The sequence below is a fragment of the Mesorhizobium sp. M0159 genome (genome assembly GCF_040322295.1).
Lineage (GTDB): Bacteria > Pseudomonadota > Alphaproteobacteria > Rhizobiales > Rhizobiaceae > Mesorhizobium.
The window spans coordinates 1-19,567 of sequence record NZ_JAMYTF010000023.1 but is presented as its reverse complement, the minus strand read 5'-3'; the positions used below and the strand labels follow the sequence as shown (position 1 = coordinate 19,567).

The following is a 19,567-nucleotide window of genomic DNA, read 5'->3' as shown; positions in this document are numbered from 1 at the left end:
GGGATTGGCGTGCCGCTTGAAGTGATTTCCATTCAGGCCGGCGGGCTGCTGCTCACATGGCAGGACATCAGCATTTCGATCTCGGCCGAGGAGGCCGTGCGGTCGGCTGTCGTTACCGGGCATATTCCGCCCGGTGTGGCGCCGCCGTGGCCGGACGACAGGGCCAGCCTGTCGGCCGGAGGCACGCTGCTGTTGACCGGCTATGTCCGCGACTTCCGGCCAGACCAGGGGGCCGACGATTGGAAGGCGACGATTTCACTTGTCTCCCGCACCGTCGACGCGGTCGAGACCTCGATCCTGCACAAGACCGGCCTGGCCGAGAACAAGGACATCAAGGGCATAGGCGAGGCCTTCGACAATTGCGGCGTCGGCATCGAGGCGAAGGGGTCGTTCGAAACCATCGCCAAACACCAGATCGAACCTGGCGAATCGCTGTATTCGACGCTAGAGCCGCTGGCGCGCGCCGAGGCGGCGATCATCCACGACACGCCGGAAGGCAAATTACGCATCGTCCAGAAGCCGGAGGGATCGCACAGCGGCGGTCTGGCGGCTGGCGTCAACATCATCTCCGCCGCGGCGGAATTTTCAGGCGAGGGCAGGTTCAACCCGGTCATCGTTCGCGGCCAGCAATCGCGGGGCACGACACCGCAGGCACTGCGGCCGGAGGCCAAGGCGTCCGACCCCTCGGTCGGCCGCAGCCGCCCCAAGATCGTCGTTCTCGATGGCGAGGCGACGACGAAGCATATGAAGAATGCCGTCGAATGGGAGGCCCGCGCGGCGGCCGGCCTTGCTGTCAACGCGACCATCACCGTGTCGGGTTGGCGCGATGCCGGCGGCAGGATATGGACGCCGAACTTTCTGGTCTATGTCCGCCATCCGCGCGTCTTCCTCGATCAGATGATGGTCATCAAATCGGTGGAACTGACGCAGGACACACAAGCCGATGGTGACGGCACGCGGGCGACCTTGACGCTGACCGATCCGCGCGCGCTCGGCGGCTCTTCGTCCGGTTCGAAGTCGGGCAAGGGCTGGTCGGCGCCGGAGCCAAAGGCGGAGTATTCGGCGCAATGAAATCTTCCGCGCACCTGACGCGTTTCGAGATCGACTCTTCGCGCTTCGACAATGGCCAGCTGCTGATCTCCGGTCGCGGACTTGCCGGCGAGACGTTCAAGGATCTCCTCTACGTCCAGCCGCATGGCGCCGCCAGTCGTCCGCCCAAGGGCGCGATCGGCGTTGCCATGGTCATGCCTGGCCGCCGCACCCAGGCGATGCTGATGGGCATCGAGCACGCTCAGCACCGGCCCGACCTGCCGGACGGTGCCGCGGCACTTTACGATGCGTCTGGAAACATCATCAAACTGTTCGCCGGAGGCGTGACCATGGATTTCGGCTCGCGGACCATCACGCTGACCGGCGGCACCTGGAATGTAAAGGGCGACCTTAACGTCGACGGCAACATCACCGCCACCGGCTCGATCATCGACGCCGGCGGCAACACACCGCACCACACGCACTGATGATCAGGATCGTTCCACTCACCGGCGACGGCGAACCGCTGCTGTCGCCCGATACGCTATGGGACGGTACGTCGGGCGACTGGGCCATAGAAGGCGACGACAAGGCCAATGCCGGCGGCCTGCGCGCCAAGGCGGAACTTGCCACCGCCGTGCTGCTCTGCCTGATGACCGATGCGCGCGTCGAGCCGGACGAGCTGCCGCCCGAAGAGCAGAACCGCGGCTGGCCGGGCGACAGTTTCGACCTTCGCACCGACCTCGGCGAGACGATGATCGGTTCGAAACTCTGGCTGCTGCGCCGCTCGACGGCAAACGATGCGACCGCATTGCGGGCCGAAGACTATGCCCGTGCCGCCCTGCAGACACTAATCGACCAGAAGGCTGCGGCCACTGTTGAGGTGATCGGTACGGCCGATCCGGCGCAGCGGCGCATCGATTTGAAAATCACCTTGAAGGACCGCGATGGCGCGGTCGTCTTCGATCGCCGCTTCGGCGTCCTGTGGGAGCAACTGCGTGGCCTGGACCGTCCTCTCGCCAACTGAGATTTCGACCCGGCTGCGCGGCACCTTGCGTCGCTACCTGCCGGGCACCGATGCACTGGTCTGGCCGAACAATCTGACGGCGATCGTCAAGACGGTCGCAGCCGGCATGCATGACATGCATCTGCGCGCCGCCTGGCTTTACGAGCAGATTTTCGCCACCACGGCCAGCGTCCAGCATCTGGAACGGCACGGTGCCGAACTCGGCATCTATCGCCGGCCGATGGCGCGCGCCGAGGGCGTGGTAACGCTCAATGGCTATGCCGACACCATCTATCCGGCCGGCATCGCCTTTATTGCCGGCAACCGGCTCTATCGCTCGGTTTCCGATGCGCGCTCCAACCTGGCTGGGCTGCTCGCGCTGACCATCCTGTCCGACGATTATGGCGCCGCCACCAACATCGCCGCCGGCGAGACTTTGCAGCGCGCCGACCCGACGCAGTTCCCGAACCTCGAGCTTGAAGCGACCGTGGCCGGCGGCGGCATTGGCGGCGGCGCAGATACGGAAACGGATCCCAGCCTCCGCGCGCGCATCCTCGACCGCAAGCGCAGGCCGCCGCAGGGCGGCGCCTATTCGGACTACGAGCAGTTTGCCCGTGCCGTGCCCGGCGTCACCCAGGCCTGGGCCTTTCCTTTCGCCGACGCGCCCGGCACGGTCGGCGTCTGGTTCCTGTTCGAAGGCCGCGCCAACGGTATCCCCGAAGCGGGCGATATCGCTCTGGTGCAGGATGCGCTGGAAGCGCGGCGACTGATCCGTGCCGGCCTGTCGGTTTCGGCACCGATCCCGTCGCCGCTCGACATCACCATCGCCAATCTTGCCGTCGACACGGTGCAAACGCGCGCGGCGATTGCCGCCTCGATCGCCGCCATGCTGGTCAGGCGCGCCCGGCCGGGCGTCGCTTCCGCGCCGTTCACCCTGTCGCGCTCCTGGATCTCGGAGGCGATCAGCCTTGCCGTCGGCGAGGACCGGCACTTCCTGATCAACCCGTCCGGCGACATCATCTATGTCGGCGGCGAGATGCCGGTGCTGGGCACGGTCAACTATGTCTGATGCCGTGCGCTGGCCGCGCTATCCGGGCGAGGACGAGCTTGCCTTCTTCCACTTCGCCCCGGACGATCCGTTCATCGGCGCGCCGCCGCAGGGCGATGTCCTGTCCGATCCCTCGGATGAAGCCGGGGAAGGTTTTTTGACGGCGCTGCTGCCGAAGGGTGCGGCATGGGGCACGCCCGACAACCAGGCGCTCGATCCGCTGTCCGTGCTGTCGCGCTTCTGGCGCGCGGTCGGCTCGGCCTTTGCCGATGCCTATCGGGCGCTGTTTGGCGTAGCGCTCGAATCGACGGCGGTGACGCTGGTCACTTCGCTGGACGACTGGGAAATCGAATACGGGCTGCCCGATCCCTGCCTCGGGCCGGACCAGACGATCGACTCGCGCATGCGCTCGCTGCTGCTGAAAATCCGCTCCGGCGGCACCATTACGCCGGCCGATTTCATCAAGCTTGCGGCCGATGCCGGCTATGCCATCTCGATCGAGGAGCCAACGCCGTTCCGGGCCGGTGCATCGACTTGCGGCGGACCTGAGGCAATCGCCGGCGGCGAGGTCGTCGAATATGTCTGGATCGTCAGCGTGCCTGGCGTGTCGGTCGAATTCTTTCGCGCCGGCGACGGCCGTGCCGGCGAGACGCCGCTCGGCCGGCTCGGCCTGCCTGACGATCTGATCTGCCTGTTCAACGCGCTGAAGCCCGCCTGGACCACCATCGTTTTTTCCGTCTGAAAAGAGGCCGCCATGAAGTTCGTCAATCCGCGCAATGCGCCCGTATCGAGCGAGCGCATCCCATACTGGAACGAGAACCGCGCGGCTGGTCTGACCGGTGCCATCCCGCCGGCCGATGTCTTCAACGATCCGCAGGACGAGATACTGAAGGTGATCGTCGAAGCCGGCCTCACCCCCGATCCCGCGGACAAGACGCAGCTCTGGCAGGCTCTGCAGGCGCTGATCGCCGACATCGTTGCGGGCGGCACGCCGTCGATCGAGGTGCCGCCCGGCTCGGTCTCGATGTTTGCTGCCGCGACGGCGCCGACCGGCTGGCTGAAATGCAATGGCCAGGCGGTCAGCCGCGCGACCTATGCCGATCTGTTCGCGGCGATCGGCACCAGCTGGGGCGTCGGCGATGCGGTCTCCACCTTCAACGTGCCCGACTTCCGTGGCGAATTCCTGCGCGGCTTCGACGACGGCCGCGGCATCGACACCGGACGCGTCTTCGGCAGCTTTCAGGATTACGCCACGGCGCGGCCGCAGACGGACGATGTCGCGCGCGTCAATGGCGATGGGTCGCTTGGAACGCTTCGGCAAGCCGGCAATGCGACACCATCAACCAACCCGTCTGAGGTCGGCTTTGCCCGCGTCGCCAAGACCGGCGAGCGCAACGTTAATGACGGCTGGGATCCGGGCGGCGGCGGCAACCCCTATGTGGACATCGTCAATGTGACGACAGGCGATGCCGAAACGCGGCCGCGCAACCGGGCGGTGCTTTACATAATCAAGACCTGATTGCCTCACGGGCCGCATCCTCGCCTTTTCGGCTGGCCCCCTTTCTCCTTCACCGGATTGTAAATCATGGCCGCACCCGACCTGTTTGGGATACTCGATGTCGTCAAGAAACTGACGCCGCCGGCGGGCATGGGCACCGCCCATGTCGATGGCTTCTCCTGGGCGCGCAACGGCCTGTCCTATGGCGATTCGACCAAGCTGACCGCCGACGACTGGAACCGCATCATCGCCAATTTGCGCGTCGTGCTGATCGCCTCCGGGGTCAATCTTTCAACCCTCGACCCGGCCGACCCGGCGCTGTTGCAGACCGTGCTGCAGCTCTATCTCGGCGCGGCGGTCACCGACATCCTGTCCGGCGTCGATGTCGGCGGCTACGGCATGATGGCGAAGTCGATCTATGACGCCAACAATGACGGGCTGATCGATATCGACCATGGCGGCACCGGCGCGTCGAGCCTGATCGATGCCGCCGATAATCTGTCGGCCATGTCGACCGACATCGCCAGCGCGGCGACCACCGATCTCGGCGATGCCACCGGGATCAATATCCGCATCACCGGCACGGACGCGATCTCTTCCTTCGGCTCGGCGCCGAATGGCGCCATCCGCCGCCTGACTTTTGCCGCAGCGCTGACGCTGACCCATAACGCCACCAGCCTGATTCTGATCGGCGGCGCTGACCTTGTGACCGAGGCCGGCGATACCGCCTGGATGCAGTCGCTCGGCTCCGGCAACTGGCGCATGCTCGGCTTTTTCAGGGCCAGCGGCGCTGCGCTCAGCAGCATTCTGCGGCAAGGCTCAAACCCGCTGCCGACCGCCGAAGGCGATATCCGCTGGGATACCGACGACAACATCCTGGTCATCGGCGACGGCGCCGGGCAAAGGCTGTTCCTGCCGGCGCCGGCTGGCCTGTTGGCGGGCGACGTGCTCTATGCGACGGCGCCGAAGGTACTGGCGCGCCTGCCCAAGGGCGCGGCCCGGCGCACGCTGCGCATGAATGCCGCCGCGACCGCACCGGAATATGGCGGCGGCAACGGCCTGCCCGACGCCATCCTCGAGGACCAGAAGGCGTCCGGCGTCAGCGGCGGCTCTTCGGCGCCCGGTAATGGCGCCTGGGTGACGCACATCCTCAACACCAAGGTGCGCGACCCTTACAATCTGATGGCGCTGGCCAGCAACGTCTTCACGCCGGCGAACGATGGCCGGGTTGAATGGCAAGTCGTCGGCTATGGCACCGAACTGCAAGTGCGTCTGTTCGACGTGACCGCCGGAGCCGAGGTCGGCATCGGCATGGGCGCTGGAGGCAACACGTCGCCGGACACGGGTTGCATCGCCATCGGCGGCGCGATGGTCGTCGGCGGCCACGCCTATCGCCTGGAATGGCGCACGTCACACACGCATGCCAACGGCCTCGGCCTGGCCTTCGGCTTCGGCTCGATCGAGGTCTATGCCCGCCTGAAATATTGGGGAGATTAGATGAGCAATTTCGTCCTCGTCGAAAACGGCATCGTCGTTCAGTCCGACCGAACGGGCGCCGCCCCGGAAGGCTTTATCGAAGCCGATGATGCGGTCTGCCCCGGCTTCCTGTTCGACGGCGAAGTCTTCACCTCGCCCGTACCGGTGCCGGTCATTCCGGACCGGGTATCCGCGCGGCAGTTCAAGCTGCAGCTGCTCGCCGCCGGATTGCTGGCCGAGGTCGAAGCCTGGATCGCGGGGCAAGGCCCGGCCATCCAGATCGCCTATGACAACAGCGGCAGCTTCGTGCGCACCGATCCGACGATGCAGGCCGGCTTTGCCGCGCTGGGCTTTTCGGGCGCGCAGGTTGATGCCTTCTTCACAGCGGCATCGGTTCTCTGAAATCATGGCAAAATATGTTTTCCCCGATGTCGAGCCGATCCGGCCCGGCTACGATTTCCAGATGCGCCTCCAGTTCCCGCAGGATCTGTGGGACGCCGAACAGATCGGCAGCGGCCGGCTGGTGGCGCAGTTCCGCGCCGCCGTGCCTGGACCGGTGCTGTTCGAAGCCGACACGATAGATCTGACGATCCAGCGCGAGGCGCCGCGCACGCTGGCCTTCTTCCTGTCGGAGGAAGCGACCAAGCCTTTCGTCGCCTCGACCATCGTCGTGTTCGATATCGCCCGCTTCGACGGCGACGACAGCCGCATGGTGCTCGACAAAGTGATCTGGCCAGTTCTGACAACGGTGACCCGCGATGTCGTATGACGCGATCCTCGAAATCCCCAATGTCGTCGTCGTCTCCGGCCCGGCTGGCCAATCCTTCCTGCCGGTCGACGATGCCGCCGAGCTGGTCGCCGATTTCGGCCGCGACGGCGACCGCGCCATCATTCGCGCCAATGGCGACGAGTGGCTGAAGACGGCCGGTTCGTGGGCCGCGACCGGCGAAAATTTCTGGGGCACGCTGCTGGCGCAGGGTGCTGCCCAGGTCCAGCAGGCCGCCGCGTCGGCAACGCAAGCCGAAACGATCGCTGAACAGTTCGGCGACCTCGAGACCGGCATTACGCTAGCGCAGGCGGCCGCTGCGGCCGCTGCGGGCGATGCCGGCCAGACCGCGGCGGATCGTGCGCAGACCGGTGCCGACCGCACTCAAACCGGCCTTGATCGCACGGCAACCGGCGCCGACGCTGGCCAGACCGCTGCCGATCGCGTCGCGGCCGCCGCCGATCGTGCGCAAACCACGCTGGATCGCGGGGCGACCGACGCCGATGCCGGCCAGACGGCGGCCGATCGCATTGCCACCACTGCCGACCGCGCGCAAACCGGCCTCGATCGCGCGGCGACCGGCGCCGATGCCGCCCAGACCGCAGCCGATCGGATTGCTACCGCGGCCGATGTTGTCTCGACCCATGCCGATGTTGGCCTTGCCAATGCGGCGATCGGCGGGGTGATCTATGACACCACGGCCGCCGGCATCGCGGCCACTACCAACGGGCAGTTCTTCATCGTCAAGGGCGACGGCACGAACACCTATGCCTTGATGTATAAGAACGTCGCCGCCGTGGCGACGCTGGTCGCCAGCTATCCGAGTAAAACCGCGTTCGATCTCGCGTTTGATATGATCACAGAATGGATGGCTTTCGGCGGCCTGCTCGGCATTGCTTTCGTCGACACTGCGGGAAAGATTTATGGCGGCTACCGTCAGGACGATGCCCTGTTCCGTTCTCGTCTTGCCCTGGAAAGCAGCGCTGGCGCCATTTCCTACAGCTACAATGCGGCCACCGGGTACACTGACGTAAATGTCATTGGCCTTGAAGCATCGGCTTCTGAGCAGATTGTCGCCGGCAATGTCGCCTACGCGCCGATTGTCGATGCCAACTATAAAGTGTTCGGCTACGGCAGGGCCGATGGCTCCTATTATTTTCATCACCTGGTGGCGGGCAAGATCGACGGCGTGGCCGGTGGCGCTATCGACAGTTCCGCATATTATTTCACGGTCGAGGATGTGTCCGGCCTAAACCAGGTTATCCGCTACACAAAGGCGACCGGCGTCAGAACTCAAATGACGACGGGGTCGAATAACTCTGGCCCGCACCTTTCGTCAGACGGAAGCAACGTCATCTATTCGAGTGACCGCACAACGCCAGCGAGCGAGTTCTTTCAGTCGGTAGCTGGCGGCGAAGAAAATCGCGTAATTGGCACCAGTCTTATTGTGCCGGTTGGCAACTCTCTTTCAACCAGCGGCGGACTTGGCTATTACACCGGGCTTCTGGCGCTGCGGCCCAACGCCTCCTTCCATCTTGAAGCCGTTTCAGGGCAACGGTCAGATGACATGGCCTATCGCCTTGGGGCTACCCCGTTCTCGGGATCGGTCGCAGGCGCGTCCATTCCTGCATCAGGCGCCGTGGTCATTACAGGTCTCGAAACCTCCATCTTCCGTCTGTGGCAAGGCGCGACTGGCGCGCTGCGGGTGAGCATAGCCGGCGTTCCCGGCAACCTCGCTCTCACCGGCTACGGCACCGTTCCAGTCTATACTTTCACACGAGATACAGCCGGATCTATCGTTGCGGTCAGCAACCCGGTTGTCATTACGCCGACTAGCGGCGTTTTGGTCGGCTCAACTGATGCATCGGCGGCGATGGCCCTCAAGGATGTGCTGTCCGGCATATGCATTCTTTGGTTGACCTATAACGACATTGAGCCGGGGTTCAGTCTGGCAACGTCGATGGCTAACATTGCAGCCATCGTCAACAAGGTTCGCCCGCTGGTTAAAAAGATGCTGATCGTTTGCGATCACATCGGGCTCGCTCGCCTGACGGATGCCACGGCGCAAGCCAATGGCTGCCCGGCCGGCATTGGCAGGGCCGGTACGGAAGCGATCAGCAAACAGTGGATTGAGGCAAGTCAGGCTCTCACTGCGGCGACGCTTGCCGCCTATCCGGGCGAGTGCCTTGATCTTCACGCCGCCCTTATCGCGGATGGTTACACTCAAAACGTCACTGTTCTCGGCGTCGTTTATCCGCTCGTCACCTTGGCGATCTTAGGCGACGGCGTTCACCCGACAACCGCGCTCGGCAAGACCGTCGAGGCGGGACACATCAACGACAGCCTATTGGCTAGAGGGCTTTAAAAATGGCAAGGTCTCTCATCATTAAGTCCCCATCAGCCATGGCTGCTGGCGTATCCAACCCAACTCTTTTGAAAGACGGGTTGCTGAACGCCGGCTCACTCTGGCTGTTCGACGCGCTCCGGCTGGGCACTTGGGACCCATCAACCGCGGTCGTCGCGGCCAATGCTGTTGTCGGCAATTTGGTGACCGGAGCACCGTCTGCTCTGATTAAGAACAACACGGCCGGCATCGGAGGCGCCGGCACGGCGGTGCTCTCGACCGGGACCGTTGCGTCCATCACGCTCGACGCCGGCGGTTCTGGTTACGCTGCTGCGCCCACCGTTTATCTCGTCGGAGGCGGCGGCACTGGTGCTACAGCAACCGCCAACATTTCAGGTGGAGCAATCACGGGCTTCAATGTCACTGCGCCAGGATCAGGCTACACCAGCGCGCCTGAAGTCGTAATCGGAGGCCTGAAATTCAGCCCCACCAAGAAGGGCTTTATCCTTGGCCCGACCGCTGACCACGGTGGCATCCAGATCGGCAGCGGCGCTCAATATTTCCAGAGCAATCTCACCCACGATTACTATATGTCGACCATCGTAACCCATCCGGCCGTTGATCCTACCGGGCACATAGGCTTGTTGTTGGTAAAGGGCGCTGCTGCGAACTATGCCGCGTCCGACGTTCCGACGATGGCTCGCCGCTATACGGGCGGCGGCGAGATGGCGGTGCGCTTTGATAGTGACGCCGGCAATCCGCTTACGGCGATCAATCTTGGATCGCCGGCCGGCCTGCACCACATCGCCTGCGCTAAGGTTGGAACCAACAACTTCTATTTTCAAGACGGCGTGTTGGTCGACAGTAAGTCGATCGCCGCTCGGACGCCCTGGGTATCCAACCTGTCCCCGTTCACTTGGGGCAATGGCGCGATTGCCGGTATGACGGCATGTCCTGGCCTGACGATGCATCGCACCTATGGCGAGGATTTGACTATTTCGGCGCGAACAGCCGCCGCTGTGGCGGCGCAAGACTACGCCGAAAACATCGCGCGGTTTGCTTGATCGGGCGCCTTTTCTATATTGGTTGAAGAGACCATGTTGATGGCCTGCTCAACCAGTGGGTCCCAATACCGATATCCGACCGGAGAGAAGTGAACTCCGTCCCGAAACGCGGCGTCATACACCAGACCAGCCTCCAGAACAGCGCTGCGAAAGAGTGTCGCGACATCGTGGATTTTCGCCGTGGGCAAAGCGGCGATCTCGTCGTTCTCCATTGCAATCAGCCTGCGATTGAAGCGCGACACCCATTGACCAGCCGAAGCGATATCGGTGATCGTCAGCATGACGAGGGGTTTTTCTCCGAACGAGCGCGAAAGCGCGTCGAGGGCGGATCGAAAGTAAAGGCGACGAAACTCAAGATCGTCGCCCTCGCTTGTTTGCGCGTCGTTCAGTCCAATAGAAACCACGGCTCCGGCGACCTTGCTCCACAGGTGCGCGCCCTTGACGCGACTTACCGCGGCTAAGACATCGGCGATGCGGGAGCCGCTATAGGAACCCCGTGCAACGCGAGGGTTGCCGGTCCCGGCGCACGACGCTTCAACCAGGCTGTCGCCCAGGAGCAAGATCTGCGGAACCGTGGCTCGTCTTAAATGCGCGATAAGGTCGGCCTCGCGATCGGCCCTCGAAGTCCCGACCAATTTGCGAAGAATGAACCGCGAACGTGAGACCGCGTCCCCGACGAGTGTCATGTGAGATTTCCCCCAAAGCCCGCGATCTTCTTAGCTGGTTTTATTTGGCTCGGCTAGATCACGCGAAACCCAAAACATCTACAACCCAACCTGCCCGCGAGGGCGGAAAGGAACTGCCATGGACACCACGTTCAAGGGCGATGCGAAGCGCATCACCGATCTCGACATACCGCGCATCGGCGCGATCATCGGCGTCGGCGAGGATGAAATTCACGCCTTCATGGACGTCGAAGCGGCAGGTTCCGGCTTCGACGCCAAAGGCCGGCCGAAGCTGCTGTTCGAGCCGCATGTTTTCTACCGCAACTTGTCCGGCGCGAAGCGCACCGCCGCGGTGAAGGCCGGGCTAGCCTATGCCAAATGGGGCGCAGAGCCCTATCCAAAGGACAGCTATCAGCGCCTGATCGCGGCCATGGCGCTCGACCAGATGGCGGCGTTGAAGTCGGCGTCGTGGGGCCTGACGCAGATCCTCGGCGAGAACTTCAAGGCTGCCGGCTTCCCGTCTGTCCAGACCATGGTGCAAGCGTTCATGGATGACGAAGCGGCGCATCTCGAGGCGACGGTGAAGCTGCTTGTCGCCTGGAAGGTGGACGACGATCTGCGCGCGCATCGCTGGCCGGTTGTCGCCGAGACCTGGAACGGCCCCGGCTACAAGAAAAACCGCTACGATTCGAAGCTCGCCTCAGCCTATGCCAAATGGCAGAGGATTAAGGATACTCCCTTCTCGCCTGAAGCGCATGCCAAGCCGGTCGCACCTGCTGAACCCGTCGCGCCATCGGCTCCGGCCGTCGACAAGGCCACGATCGAGCGGGTCCAGAAACAGCTCAAGGATCTCGGCTATACCGAGGTCGGCGGTGTCGACGGCAAGGGCGGCACGATGACTTCGACGGCGATCCGCGCCTTCCGCGCCGAGAATGGCCTGCCCGAAGGTGATGGCATCGACGATGCGCTGCTGCTGTCGCTGCAGAAAGCAAAGCCGCGCGTGCTGGCGCCGGCGCGCAGTGAAGCGCCACCCGAGGTCGTTCGCGAAAAGGTGCCGGAGGTGCGCACCAACTGGCTGACCAAGGTCGGCGCGTTCTTCGCCAGCATCGCCGCGCTGATCGGCAGCTTCTTTGACGGCATTCTCGGCAATCTTGACCAGGCTTCGGGCGTCATGCAGCCGGTGAAAGACGCCGCCGGCGACGTGCCCGGCTGGGTGTGGATGCTGGCGATCGCTGGCGTTGCCGGAGGACTCTTCCTGATCGCCCGCCATGGCGAGAAGAAGGGCGTCGAGGCGTTCCAGAGCGGAGCGCGGCGATGATGAGCGAGTATCGCTGCACCTGGTGGGAATACACTGGCCGTCATTCCGAGTTCAAGGAAGGCGTTGCCTCTCCGATCATGCGCAACTTGGAAACCGGGGATGAGGTCATCGGCCGTGATCTGCCGATTGGCGCACTGTGGGTTGCGGAAGGCGACGGCTATCCGAAAGGTGCCGATGGGCTCGCGATCTGCTGCCGTTTGCATGGCCATCACACCTGGTTCATCGACGGCCGGGCATCCAACTGCACGATGAAGGACGATAGCGCTCATCGGTGCTGGGTCCGGCACGGTACCGTGGGCGAAACCATTCACGTCGACAAGGACGGCAACACCTGCGCGGCCGGCGCAGGCTCGATCGCCATAACGGGCTTTCACGGCTTCCTGCATCACGGCGTTCTGAGGGATTGTTGATGTCTGCGCTCATCGGAATAGTCGCCGGCTTAGTTGGCGTTCCACGACCCTTTGCCGGGATCCTGGCATGGGCCTTCATACTGCTCGCGATCTCGGGCGCCGCCTTTGGCGGCTACGAACTCATCAAGCATTGGGGAGCGCAGGAAGTGCGCGACCAGATCGAAAAGGAAAATCAGGATGCGATCCGCAAAGGCGTTGAGGCGAGCCGGTCACTTGACGATTGTGTTGCTGCTGGCGGGGTGTGGGACTTCCGGCGTCAACGGTGTTCCGGCGCTGCGCTTGGCCCTCGGTAACAGCCTGACGGGTGCGCAGGGCAAGACCGTCGAGGATCAGAACCGGATCGACCACACGGTGGCGCCGGGCTGCGCCATCGGCCTCTACAAGCCCGCCGAATGCGACCGCCACACCAAGGCCAGCGCGGCACGCCGCGCCGAACTGAAATCATGAAAGGGCGAGTGGAGAAACGATGGCGGAGAGAGATCCTAGCCAACTGCCGGATCGATGGAGGGATCTCGATAAGCGGACCATCGAGATGGTCTACCGCTGGAACGAGGAAGAGCGCGAACGCATGATCCAGGTCAGCCACCTGACCAAGAAGCAGATGGACCGGCTGGACCAGTTTTTGAAGCTGCCGGACGACAAATGGGAGGCAGGCTTCAGGATCGTCACCCGCTCGGTGCTGTTCAACAAGACGCTGCGCTCGGCGCCAAAATTCGTGCTTGGGCTTGCCGCCGTGCTGGTGGCGCTGAACCAGCTCTGGGCGCTGCTGGCGCCCTACCTGAGGTCGCTCAAATGACGGTGCTGGCCAAATGACGGTGCTGGAAAGAACGCGCGCCTTCGACTGGCGCTCCGCGCTGGTCGCGTCCCCCTTTGCCGTGCTCTTGGCATGGTTGGTCACCATCCTGATCGACCGCGAGCCGCCGACCGTGTTCGAATCGGCGAGCGTGCTGACGCCGCAGGTGCCGCAGGGCGGCGTGCTCGACGTCCAGTACACGGTGATCCAGAACCGCATCTGCGCGGCGACCGTCGAGCGCTACGTCACCGATTCGGATGGCACCGTGCATGTGCCATCGACCTACACGGTCGGCCGCCGGCCGCTGATCGACGGCTATCCGCCGGAAGGCCGCGAGACCTATCAGCGCTCCATCACCATCCCGCTGGCGACCGCGCTCGGCCGGGCGCACTACGAGGCGCGCTTCACCTACACCTGCAACGTCCTGCAGAAGCTGGCCTTCCCAATCGAGGTGACGGCGCCGACGGTCTATTTCGACATCGTGCCGGCGCCGGCGCCGCTGATGCCGCTGACGCCGGAATCACCTTAGCAATCCGCGCCCGGCGGCTCCGGGCAATCTCCCAAAGGAAAACACTTACATGACCACGACCATCAAGGTGAACACCAACGGCAACTATGTTTCGACAATCAAGATCAACGGCGTCGAGTCCGGCACGGTCGGTCCAGGCTTCCCGGCTGAAAAGTCGTTCGGCCTTCCGCACAACAACGGCGGCCCCTCGGTGTTCGAGGTGTTCGAGCGCCAGGCCACGCCCGAGGAGATCGAGGCTGCGAAGGCGGCCGCGACCAGCTGATCATTCTCCCGGCACCAGCACTATGATGATGATCGCCCGCCGTGCCGAAAGGCGCGGCGGGCTTTTTGCGTTCGGGAACCGAAACGTTCAAAGTTTATTGAATAGGGTGCGTTGCGTTGGGGTTTGTATGAGCGGGGCGAGGTTGGCGTTTATTCCTCCGATGGAGCCCAAGCTGGTGGCCAAGCCGCCCGGAGGCGACGACTGGATTCACGAGGTCAAGCTCGACGGCTACCGCTCCCAGATCGTTATCAACAGCCCCGAGGATATTCGCGTCTTCACCAGAACCGGTGCGGACTGGACGAGCAAATATACCGGGCTGGTCGAAGCAGCGCGGGAGCTCGAGGTCGAGAACGCCATCATCGACGGCGAGGCTGTCGTCACCAACGAGGCCGGGCTGCCGGATTTCGCAGCACTCCAGAAAGCCGTCCACAGCGATCCCTACGCGATGATTCTCGGCGCCTTCGACATTCTGCACCTCGACGGCCACGACCTGCGCGACATCGGCTGCAAGGCGCGCCGCGAAATGCTCTATGGCATCATGAAGCCGAATAGCAGGATCCAGTTCAGCGAGGCCATGCCCGGCGACGCCAAGGCGATCTTCTACCTTGTCGACCAAGCTGAGCTCGAGGGGATCGTCTCGAAGCGCGCCGACAGCAAATATCGCAGCGGCCTCACATCGAACTGGCTGAAGACAAAGAGCTGGACCATCGACGAATTCGAACTGCTCGGCGTCGAGCGCGAGCCGGGCAAGGCGGCATTCGCGTTGCTGGCTGATCCCGGCACCGGCAAATATCTCGGTACCGCCTTCATCACCTTGGGCCGCGACATGAAAGATAGGCTATTGAAGCGCGTCCGGGAGCACGCCGGCCCGCCGCCAGATGATGCCGCGGGCTTGGCATTCGTCAAGGGCCAGCCCTATATCGACCGGATGGCGAAAGGCTGGACACTACAATCATTGATCGATGGCAAGATGCGGCTCATCGCGTTTTGCCACAATCCAAAATGCCACCACAATCAGGCGCTCGACCTGGAGGGGATCAAGGCGAAGCTCGGCCCTGACGCGCCGGCGATGTCGGATGACCTCATTCCAAAGCTGAAATGCGCCAGGTGCGGCGGTAAGCAGGTCGGCCTGACCTACACTCCCGCCGACGACGAGATGAAACGCGTGGACGTGAGCGCTTATCGAAAGGCGAGGGAAGGGCGCTGACTGCGCCCAGAAAGCGCCCAGATACGACCGCGAAGCGCTCAGTTTCGGGGGGAATAGCTGGGCACAAACGGCACGAAAAAGCCCGGAAATCCGCCATTCCTGCGGTTTGAACGCTCGTTTACACCGAACATGTCGGAAGTCGGCAGGGCGGCACTATCCACGAGTGACACGCCTCCTGATCCCGACGGCATAATTTGACACGGCCAAAGGCAGCAATGACACGGCGCATTGATTTCATTGTATTTCTAGGAGCCTTCCAAGCTGAATATGCGGGTTCGATTCCCGCTACCCGCTCCAGATTTCCCCCAAGCCGCGGCGCACCTCGCGCACGATGCCGAAGTAGGCAGCCCCAAGCGAAGCGCTTTGCCGATAGTTCAAAGTATTCGTTGCGCGTCCAGACGGACGCGCATCTTAATCTGTGTTATCGTTGTTATCGTTGTCCCGAACCGCAGGCGGCGTTGGGCGACAGGCGTCAGCTCGCGAATTTGCTGAATATGGACGCGAGCTGGTTCTGCTGCGGCACCTGCCCGTTCGGCGTCAACTGGTCGACAAGCCCTGGCAAGGCCGCGGACAATTGCTTGAGCAGATCCTGCTGGTTCAGGCCCGTCCTTTGCGCGATCTCCTGGATGATTTGTGGCCCGAGAGCACTGCCCAGATCGCTGGGGTTGATCGGCTGGTTCTGACCGGTGCCGACCCACGAATTGGCAACGTTGCCGTGGCCGGCGTCCTTCAGTTTGTCGAGCAGTCCGCCCAGACCGCCGAGCAGTCCGCCGTCGGCGGATGCGGTTGTATCAGGCGGGACGGGGGCAGGGCTCTGCGCCGCCTCCGGCTGGGCGGAACTTCCACCGCTCAGCATTTTTCCCACCAAAAGTGCGCCGAGCGCGATCATCAGCGGCTTGGCGACGTTGCCGCCGGGAACGGCATTGTCAAACAGTCCCATTGTGGATCTCCATGTCAAATTGCCCGTCCGTCTCCAACAATGACGCATCCATGGCGAATTTCAAGCCGGTTTGAGCTTTCCGTAATCATGATTTTCAAGTTGGCTTGAGCTTTGCTTAATAATGTGGAAGTAATCGGGTGCGGGGAACGGAGAGGAAAAATGTCAATATTAAGCTGGATTATTCTCGGCGTCATCGCCGGCTTCATAGGCAGCAAGATCGTCAATAAAAGCGGGCAAGGCCTTGTGCTCGACATCGTGCTCGGGATTGTCGGTGCCATCCTCGGCGGGCTCATCTTCAGCGCCTTTGGCGCGTCGGGCGTTACCGGGCTCAACATCTATAGCCTGATCGTAGCCGTGGTCGGTGCCGTGGTTGTCCTGTGGGCCTATCACCAGTTCAGCGGCAGGCGGGCTCTGTAGAAGCCGCTCGGCAATTGCGTCGGCATTCATCCGAATGCCGACCGCCTATCTGATCCTTTTGAGGATTTCGCGGATCAGCGTGTTGAGGCCGGCTTCCAGCCCTCCCACCATGATCGGCCATAATTCCTCGAGCAGTCGCTGCCATGCGGCATCGCGCCCGTTCCTCACCGGCAGATTTGGCATCGCGCCCATTGCCGCCGTCACGTCGCGGCGCAGCCGGTCGCCGCAGGCGCTTGCGCCGCTGATCGTCGGATCGAAGGGCAGCCGGGTGAAATCCCATTTTCCGCGCTGCTCGATGCCGAGATTGCTTTCGACCTCGGCGTGCGACAGCACCGTTTTGGGCGTGACCTTGATGCGGTAATATTTGCAGAGTTCGGCGACAACCGTGGTCATCGCGTCCCACTGCGCCCTGGTCATCGGATAGCGGCCGGCATCGAACGGCCTTTCCTCCGCCCCGGCCATGCAGCAGAGCGAAACCCCGATCGAGCCGCCGTTGCAGTTGAGCGTGTGCGCGGCATATCCCGGTTTTACCCGGCTCGAATTGAGCGCGATCGAAGGCCGGCCCCTGACCAGGCGGCCATTCCCCTCGACCAGTATGTGATACGCATCCCTGTCGGTATCGCCGGCCGAATGCGAGCCGGCCGTCCAGTGGCAAATGACGCGCTTCATCGCAACATTGGGCAACCAGTCGGGCGGCAATGCCACAGAAATCCCCGCGACATAAGTTCAGTGACGGAGCACAGTATAGTTTCGTTGGCGGCCGACGCGAAAACGAAACGATAATTTGGTTGAGCGTTTTCTAACGGTCAGCTATTCGCCGGCATCTGCGGCGACCGCGTGTTCTCTGTATTGCGGCAGATCGTCGGTGATCGTGAACCACTCCGCCTTCGAGCCGACGAAGATGTGCTGCGTCGGGCGGATGGTCGGCTCGTCGACCAGGGTTCCCATGGCGACATGCACGAAGGCACCGTCGCGGACCACGGAATAGAGCAACGAGCCGCAAGTCCGGCAGTGCGCGTCATGGCCGGTTTCGTCGCCGAAGATCGTGAGATTGTCCTCGCCCCTGGTCAGGCTCAGCCTGTCGCGTTCGATGCCGGCGAATGGCTTGAACGCCGAACCGGTGGTGCGCCGGCAGTTCGAGCAGTGGCAGTTCGCGGCATAGACGAACGCGTCCGCCACCGCGTACTGAACGGCGCCGCACAGGCACTTTCCGGTGAGCGTGCGGTTGCTTGCATTCTGGTTGTTCTCGTTATCCGGGCCTGCCATGCGCTTCTCCGATTATCCCTGCGCCGTTTTCCGCTCTAGGCGACGACGGTCAACCGGCGCTTGCGCTCGTCGAGCGAGACTATGGTCAACCCGCTGGCCACCACCAGCAGGATGCCGCAGATGGCCAGCGCATTCGGGAGCTGCCGGAATACCACCAGGCCTGAAATCACCGCCCAGACGGTAAAGCAATAGTAGAACGGCGCCACCACGCTGGTCGGCCCGACGCGATAGGCCATGAAGATAAAGAAGTGGCCGAAGATCAGGAACAGTCCGGCGCCGCCCATCAGCAGCAGGTGACGGATTTCAGGCACCACCCACTGCTCGGAAAGCAAATGAGCTGCCCCGGCCCCCGCGAGCACGACAATCACCGCGGACATAGCGACGACCATTCCCGGCACGTCGGCGGCGACCTTGCGTCCGGCCAGATCGCGCGCCGCGGACAGGGCTGCATTGCCTAGCGCCAGCAGGGCATAGACCGAAATCCCCTGCATCGTCGGTTGTGCCACCATCACCGCGCCGATAAAACCAAGGCCGATCAGCGCCAGGCGCACCCCGCCGATCCGTTCGCCAAACAGCATCGAGGAGCCGACCAGCATCAGCAAGGGCGTGATCTGTCCGAGCGCGGTCGAATCGGCGATCTGCATGTTGGCGAGCGCCACCACGTAGCAAAGGATCGCACCCAGTTCGAGCAGGTTCCTGCGCAAAACCTTGGCGTCGAGGATCAGCGGGATCTGCTTGCCATAGCCCAGCATGAACAGCAGCGGAATGCCCCACAATGTTGCCGCAGCGCCGCGCAGGAATAGCACCTCATAGGGCGGCAGTCCCGCGGTTGCGAGTTTCATCATCGTGTCGTTGACGATGTAGGACCCGGTCGAAACGACCATGAACAGCGGGCCTCGTATGGCAGTCGGGATGAAATGCATCGGCCCACGAAATCAGACCGGCGCCAGGGCGGCAATGGGCCAGATCCGGCTGTAAATCCGGCAAAGCCGTCAGCCGCCGCCGTAACCATTCCATTTGCCCTTGTTCATTCCTATATCCGCGCCACATTCTCCGAAACCGGATCACGCGTTCGGGCCGGGCGAGCGCGCTCGGCGACAAGGCACTTGTGTTTTTCGGCCTTAGTCGCTAATCGCCCCGCATTCGACTGAACTGAAGGTCCAGGCCGTCCCCAGGCCGTCCAAGGAAAGAGACTATGGCAAAAGGTAAATTCGAGCGCACTAAGCCTCATGTGAACATTGGCACGATTGGTCACGTCGATCATGGCAAGACGTCGCTGACGGCGGCGATCACCAAGTATTTTGGCGAATACAAGCGCTACGACCAGATCGATGCGGCGCCCGAAGAGAAGGCGCGCGGCATCACCATTTCGACGGCGCACGTCGAATACGAAACCGCCAACCGCCACTATGCCCATGTCGACTGCCCCGGCCACGCCGACTATGTGAAGAACATGATCACCGGTGCTGCGCAGATGGACGGCGCGATCCTGGTGGTGTCGGCCGCCGACGGCCCGATGCCGCAGACGC

At 63.0% G+C, this 19,567-nt stretch carries 26 protein-coding genes; 20 read left to right on the top strand and 6 right to left on the bottom strand.

The annotated features are described in order from the left end of the window. Positions 1 to 9: 9 nt before the first annotated feature. The 9 genes from NKJ32_RS21075 to NKJ32_RS21035 all read left to right on the top strand — a co-directional run bounded on the left by NKJ32_RS21075 (position 10) and on the right by NKJ32_RS21035 (position 6,826). Positions 10 to 1,071, top strand: coding sequence for a phage baseplate assembly protein (locus NKJ32_RS21075; protein ID WP_352828734.1), 1,062 nt, complete (start codon positions 10 to 12; stop codon positions 1,069 to 1,071). Next, on the top strand, positions 1,068 to 1,517 hold the full coding sequence (locus NKJ32_RS21070; protein ID WP_352704903.1) for a phage baseplate assembly protein domain-containing protein: 450 nt from the start codon (positions 1,068 to 1,070) through the stop codon (positions 1,515 to 1,517). The genes NKJ32_RS21075 and NKJ32_RS21070 overlap by 4 nt, the downstream gene beginning before the upstream one ends. Then, complete coding sequence (locus tag NKJ32_RS21065; protein ID WP_352704901.1) at positions 1,517 to 2,056, top strand: phage GP46 family protein; 540 nt, start codon at positions 1,517 to 1,519, stop codon at positions 2,054 to 2,056. Before NKJ32_RS21070 ends, NKJ32_RS21065 begins: the two co-directional genes overlap by 1 nt. Then, positions 2,028 to 3,104, top strand: coding sequence for a baseplate J/gp47 family protein (locus tag NKJ32_RS21060; protein WP_352828731.1), 1,077 nt, complete (start codon positions 2,028 to 2,030; stop codon positions 3,102 to 3,104). The genes NKJ32_RS21065 and NKJ32_RS21060 overlap by 29 nt, the downstream gene beginning before the upstream one ends. After that, the gene (locus NKJ32_RS21055) at positions 3,097 to 3,825 is read left to right on the top strand and encodes a putative phage tail protein (RefSeq protein ID WP_352828728.1); all 729 of its coding nucleotides are present in this window, start codon (positions 3,097 to 3,099) and stop codon (positions 3,823 to 3,825) included. Before NKJ32_RS21060 ends, NKJ32_RS21055 begins: the two co-directional genes overlap by 8 nt. A 12-nt stretch (positions 3,826 to 3,837) precedes the next feature. Next, positions 3,838 to 4,602 carry a phage tail protein gene (locus NKJ32_RS21050; RefSeq protein WP_352704895.1) on the top strand — a complete coding sequence of 255 codons (765 nt, stop codon included), beginning with the start codon at positions 3,838 to 3,840 and terminating at the stop codon, positions 4,600 to 4,602. Positions 4,603 to 4,668: 66 nt separating this feature from the next. Beyond that, entirely contained in the window at positions 4,669 to 6,078 is a 1,410-nt protein-coding gene (locus NKJ32_RS21045) for a hypothetical protein (RefSeq protein ID WP_352704893.1), read from the top strand. Then, entirely contained in the window at positions 6,079 to 6,459 is a 381-nt protein-coding gene (locus NKJ32_RS21040) for a hypothetical protein (protein ID WP_352704891.1), read from the top strand. Positions 6,460 to 6,463: 4 nt separating this feature from the next. Next, on the top strand, positions 6,464 to 6,826 hold the full coding sequence (locus NKJ32_RS21035) for a hypothetical protein (RefSeq protein ID WP_352704889.1): 363 nt from the start codon (positions 6,464 to 6,466) through the stop codon (positions 6,824 to 6,826). Positions 6,827 to 7,124: 298 nt separating this feature from the next. Here the strand turns inward: NKJ32_RS21035 and NKJ32_RS21030 are convergent, their stop codons facing one another. After that, complete coding sequence (locus tag NKJ32_RS21030) at positions 7,125 to 7,469, bottom strand: hypothetical protein (RefSeq protein ID WP_352704887.1); 345 nt, start codon at positions 7,467 to 7,469, stop codon at positions 7,125 to 7,127. A 36-nt stretch (positions 7,470 to 7,505) separates the two neighbouring features. Here NKJ32_RS21030 and NKJ32_RS21025 point away from each other — a divergent pair, with 36 nt between their 5' ends. Both NKJ32_RS21025 and NKJ32_RS21020 read left to right on the top strand, forming a co-directional pair. Beyond that, on the top strand, positions 7,506 to 9,188 hold the full coding sequence (locus NKJ32_RS21025; RefSeq protein ID WP_352828725.1) for a TolB-like translocation protein: 1,683 nt from the start codon (positions 7,506 to 7,508) through the stop codon (positions 9,186 to 9,188). Between the two features lie 38 nt (positions 9,189 to 9,226). Continuing rightward, on the top strand, positions 9,227 to 10,231 hold the full coding sequence (locus tag NKJ32_RS21020) for a hypothetical protein (RefSeq protein WP_352828723.1): 1,005 nt from the start codon (positions 9,227 to 9,229) through the stop codon (positions 10,229 to 10,231). Here the strand turns inward: NKJ32_RS21020 and NKJ32_RS21015 are convergent. Further along, positions 10,201 to 10,917, bottom strand: coding sequence for an SGNH/GDSL hydrolase family protein (locus NKJ32_RS21015; protein WP_352704882.1), 717 nt, complete (start codon positions 10,915 to 10,917; stop codon positions 10,201 to 10,203). The two genes, NKJ32_RS21020 and NKJ32_RS21015, sit on opposite strands and share 31 nt — an antisense overlap. A gap of 118 nt (positions 10,918 to 11,035) precedes the next feature. Between NKJ32_RS21015 and NKJ32_RS21010 the strand changes: the two genes are divergently transcribed. The 7 genes from NKJ32_RS21010 (at position 11,036) to NKJ32_RS20980 (ending at position 15,415) form a co-directional block, all read left to right on the top strand. Further along, positions 11,036 to 12,214 carry an N-acetylmuramidase domain-containing protein gene (locus tag NKJ32_RS21010; protein ID WP_352704881.1) on the top strand — a complete coding sequence of 393 codons (1,179 nt, stop codon included), beginning with the start codon at positions 11,036 to 11,038 and terminating at the stop codon, positions 12,212 to 12,214. Then, positions 12,214 to 12,624: a hypothetical protein gene (locus NKJ32_RS21005; protein WP_352828720.1), complete on the top strand. Its 411-nt coding sequence runs from the start codon at positions 12,214 to 12,216 to the stop codon at positions 12,622 to 12,624. The genes NKJ32_RS21010 and NKJ32_RS21005 overlap by 1 nt, the downstream gene beginning before the upstream one ends. A gap of 213 nt (positions 12,625 to 12,837) precedes the next feature. After that, complete coding sequence (locus NKJ32_RS21000) at positions 12,838 to 13,071, top strand: hypothetical protein (RefSeq protein WP_352828717.1); 234 nt, start codon at positions 12,838 to 12,840, stop codon at positions 13,069 to 13,071. 19 nt (positions 13,072 to 13,090) lie between these two features. Next, entirely contained in the window at positions 13,091 to 13,420 is a 330-nt protein-coding gene (locus tag NKJ32_RS20995; protein WP_352704875.1) for a hypothetical protein, read from the top strand. 13 nt (positions 13,421 to 13,433) lie between these two features. After that, on the top strand, positions 13,434 to 13,946 hold the full coding sequence (locus NKJ32_RS20990; protein WP_352704873.1) for a hypothetical protein: 513 nt from the start codon (positions 13,434 to 13,436) through the stop codon (positions 13,944 to 13,946). A 49-nt stretch (positions 13,947 to 13,995) separates the two neighbouring features. Beyond that, a complete protein-coding gene (locus tag NKJ32_RS20985; protein WP_352704871.1) occupies positions 13,996 to 14,208 on the top strand; it encodes a hypothetical protein in 213 nt (70 codons plus the stop codon). Between the two features lie 175 nt (positions 14,209 to 14,383). Next, positions 14,384 to 15,415 (top strand): ATP-dependent DNA ligase, encoded by a 1,032-nt coding sequence (locus NKJ32_RS20980; RefSeq protein ID WP_352828714.1) that lies wholly within the window; start codon positions 14,384 to 14,386, stop codon positions 15,413 to 15,415. A gap of 472 nt (positions 15,416 to 15,887) precedes the next feature. On the opposite strand, the gene NKJ32_RS20975 is transcribed toward NKJ32_RS20980, so the two are convergent. Continuing rightward, on the bottom strand, positions 15,888 to 16,355 hold the full coding sequence (locus NKJ32_RS20975; protein ID WP_023680430.1) for a YidB family protein: 468 nt from the start codon (positions 16,353 to 16,355) through the stop codon (positions 15,888 to 15,890). Positions 16,356 to 16,514: 159 nt separating this feature from the next. Here NKJ32_RS20975 and NKJ32_RS20970 point away from each other — a divergent pair, with 159 nt between their 5' ends. Beyond that, the gene (locus tag NKJ32_RS20970) at positions 16,515 to 16,772 is read left to right on the top strand and encodes a GlsB/YeaQ/YmgE family stress response membrane protein (protein ID WP_352828711.1); all 258 of its coding nucleotides are present in this window, start codon (positions 16,515 to 16,517) and stop codon (positions 16,770 to 16,772) included. Between the two features lie 45 nt (positions 16,773 to 16,817). Here NKJ32_RS20970 and NKJ32_RS20965 read toward each other — a convergent pair whose 3' ends face one another. The 3 genes from NKJ32_RS20965 to NKJ32_RS20955 form a co-directional block, all read right to left on the bottom strand. After that, a complete protein-coding gene (locus NKJ32_RS20965) occupies positions 16,818 to 17,477 on the bottom strand; it encodes an N-acetylmuramoyl-L-alanine amidase (RefSeq protein ID WP_352685038.1) in 660 nt (219 codons plus the stop codon). Positions 17,478 to 17,582: 105 nt separating this feature from the next. Then, the gene (locus tag NKJ32_RS20960) at positions 17,583 to 18,038 is read right to left on the bottom strand and encodes a GFA family protein (RefSeq protein ID WP_352828709.1); all 456 of its coding nucleotides are present in this window, start codon (positions 18,036 to 18,038) and stop codon (positions 17,583 to 17,585) included. 35 nt (positions 18,039 to 18,073) lie between these two features. Then, a complete protein-coding gene (locus NKJ32_RS20955) occupies positions 18,074 to 18,961 on the bottom strand; it encodes a DMT family transporter (protein ID WP_352787449.1) in 888 nt (295 codons plus the stop codon). 272 nt (positions 18,962 to 19,233) lie between these two features. On the opposite strand from NKJ32_RS20955, the gene NKJ32_RS20950 reads away from it, so the two are divergent. Then, positions 19,234 to 19,567: GTP-binding protein (locus tag NKJ32_RS20950; RefSeq protein ID WP_352700731.1), on the top strand; the 334-nt coding region annotated here is incomplete at its 3' end.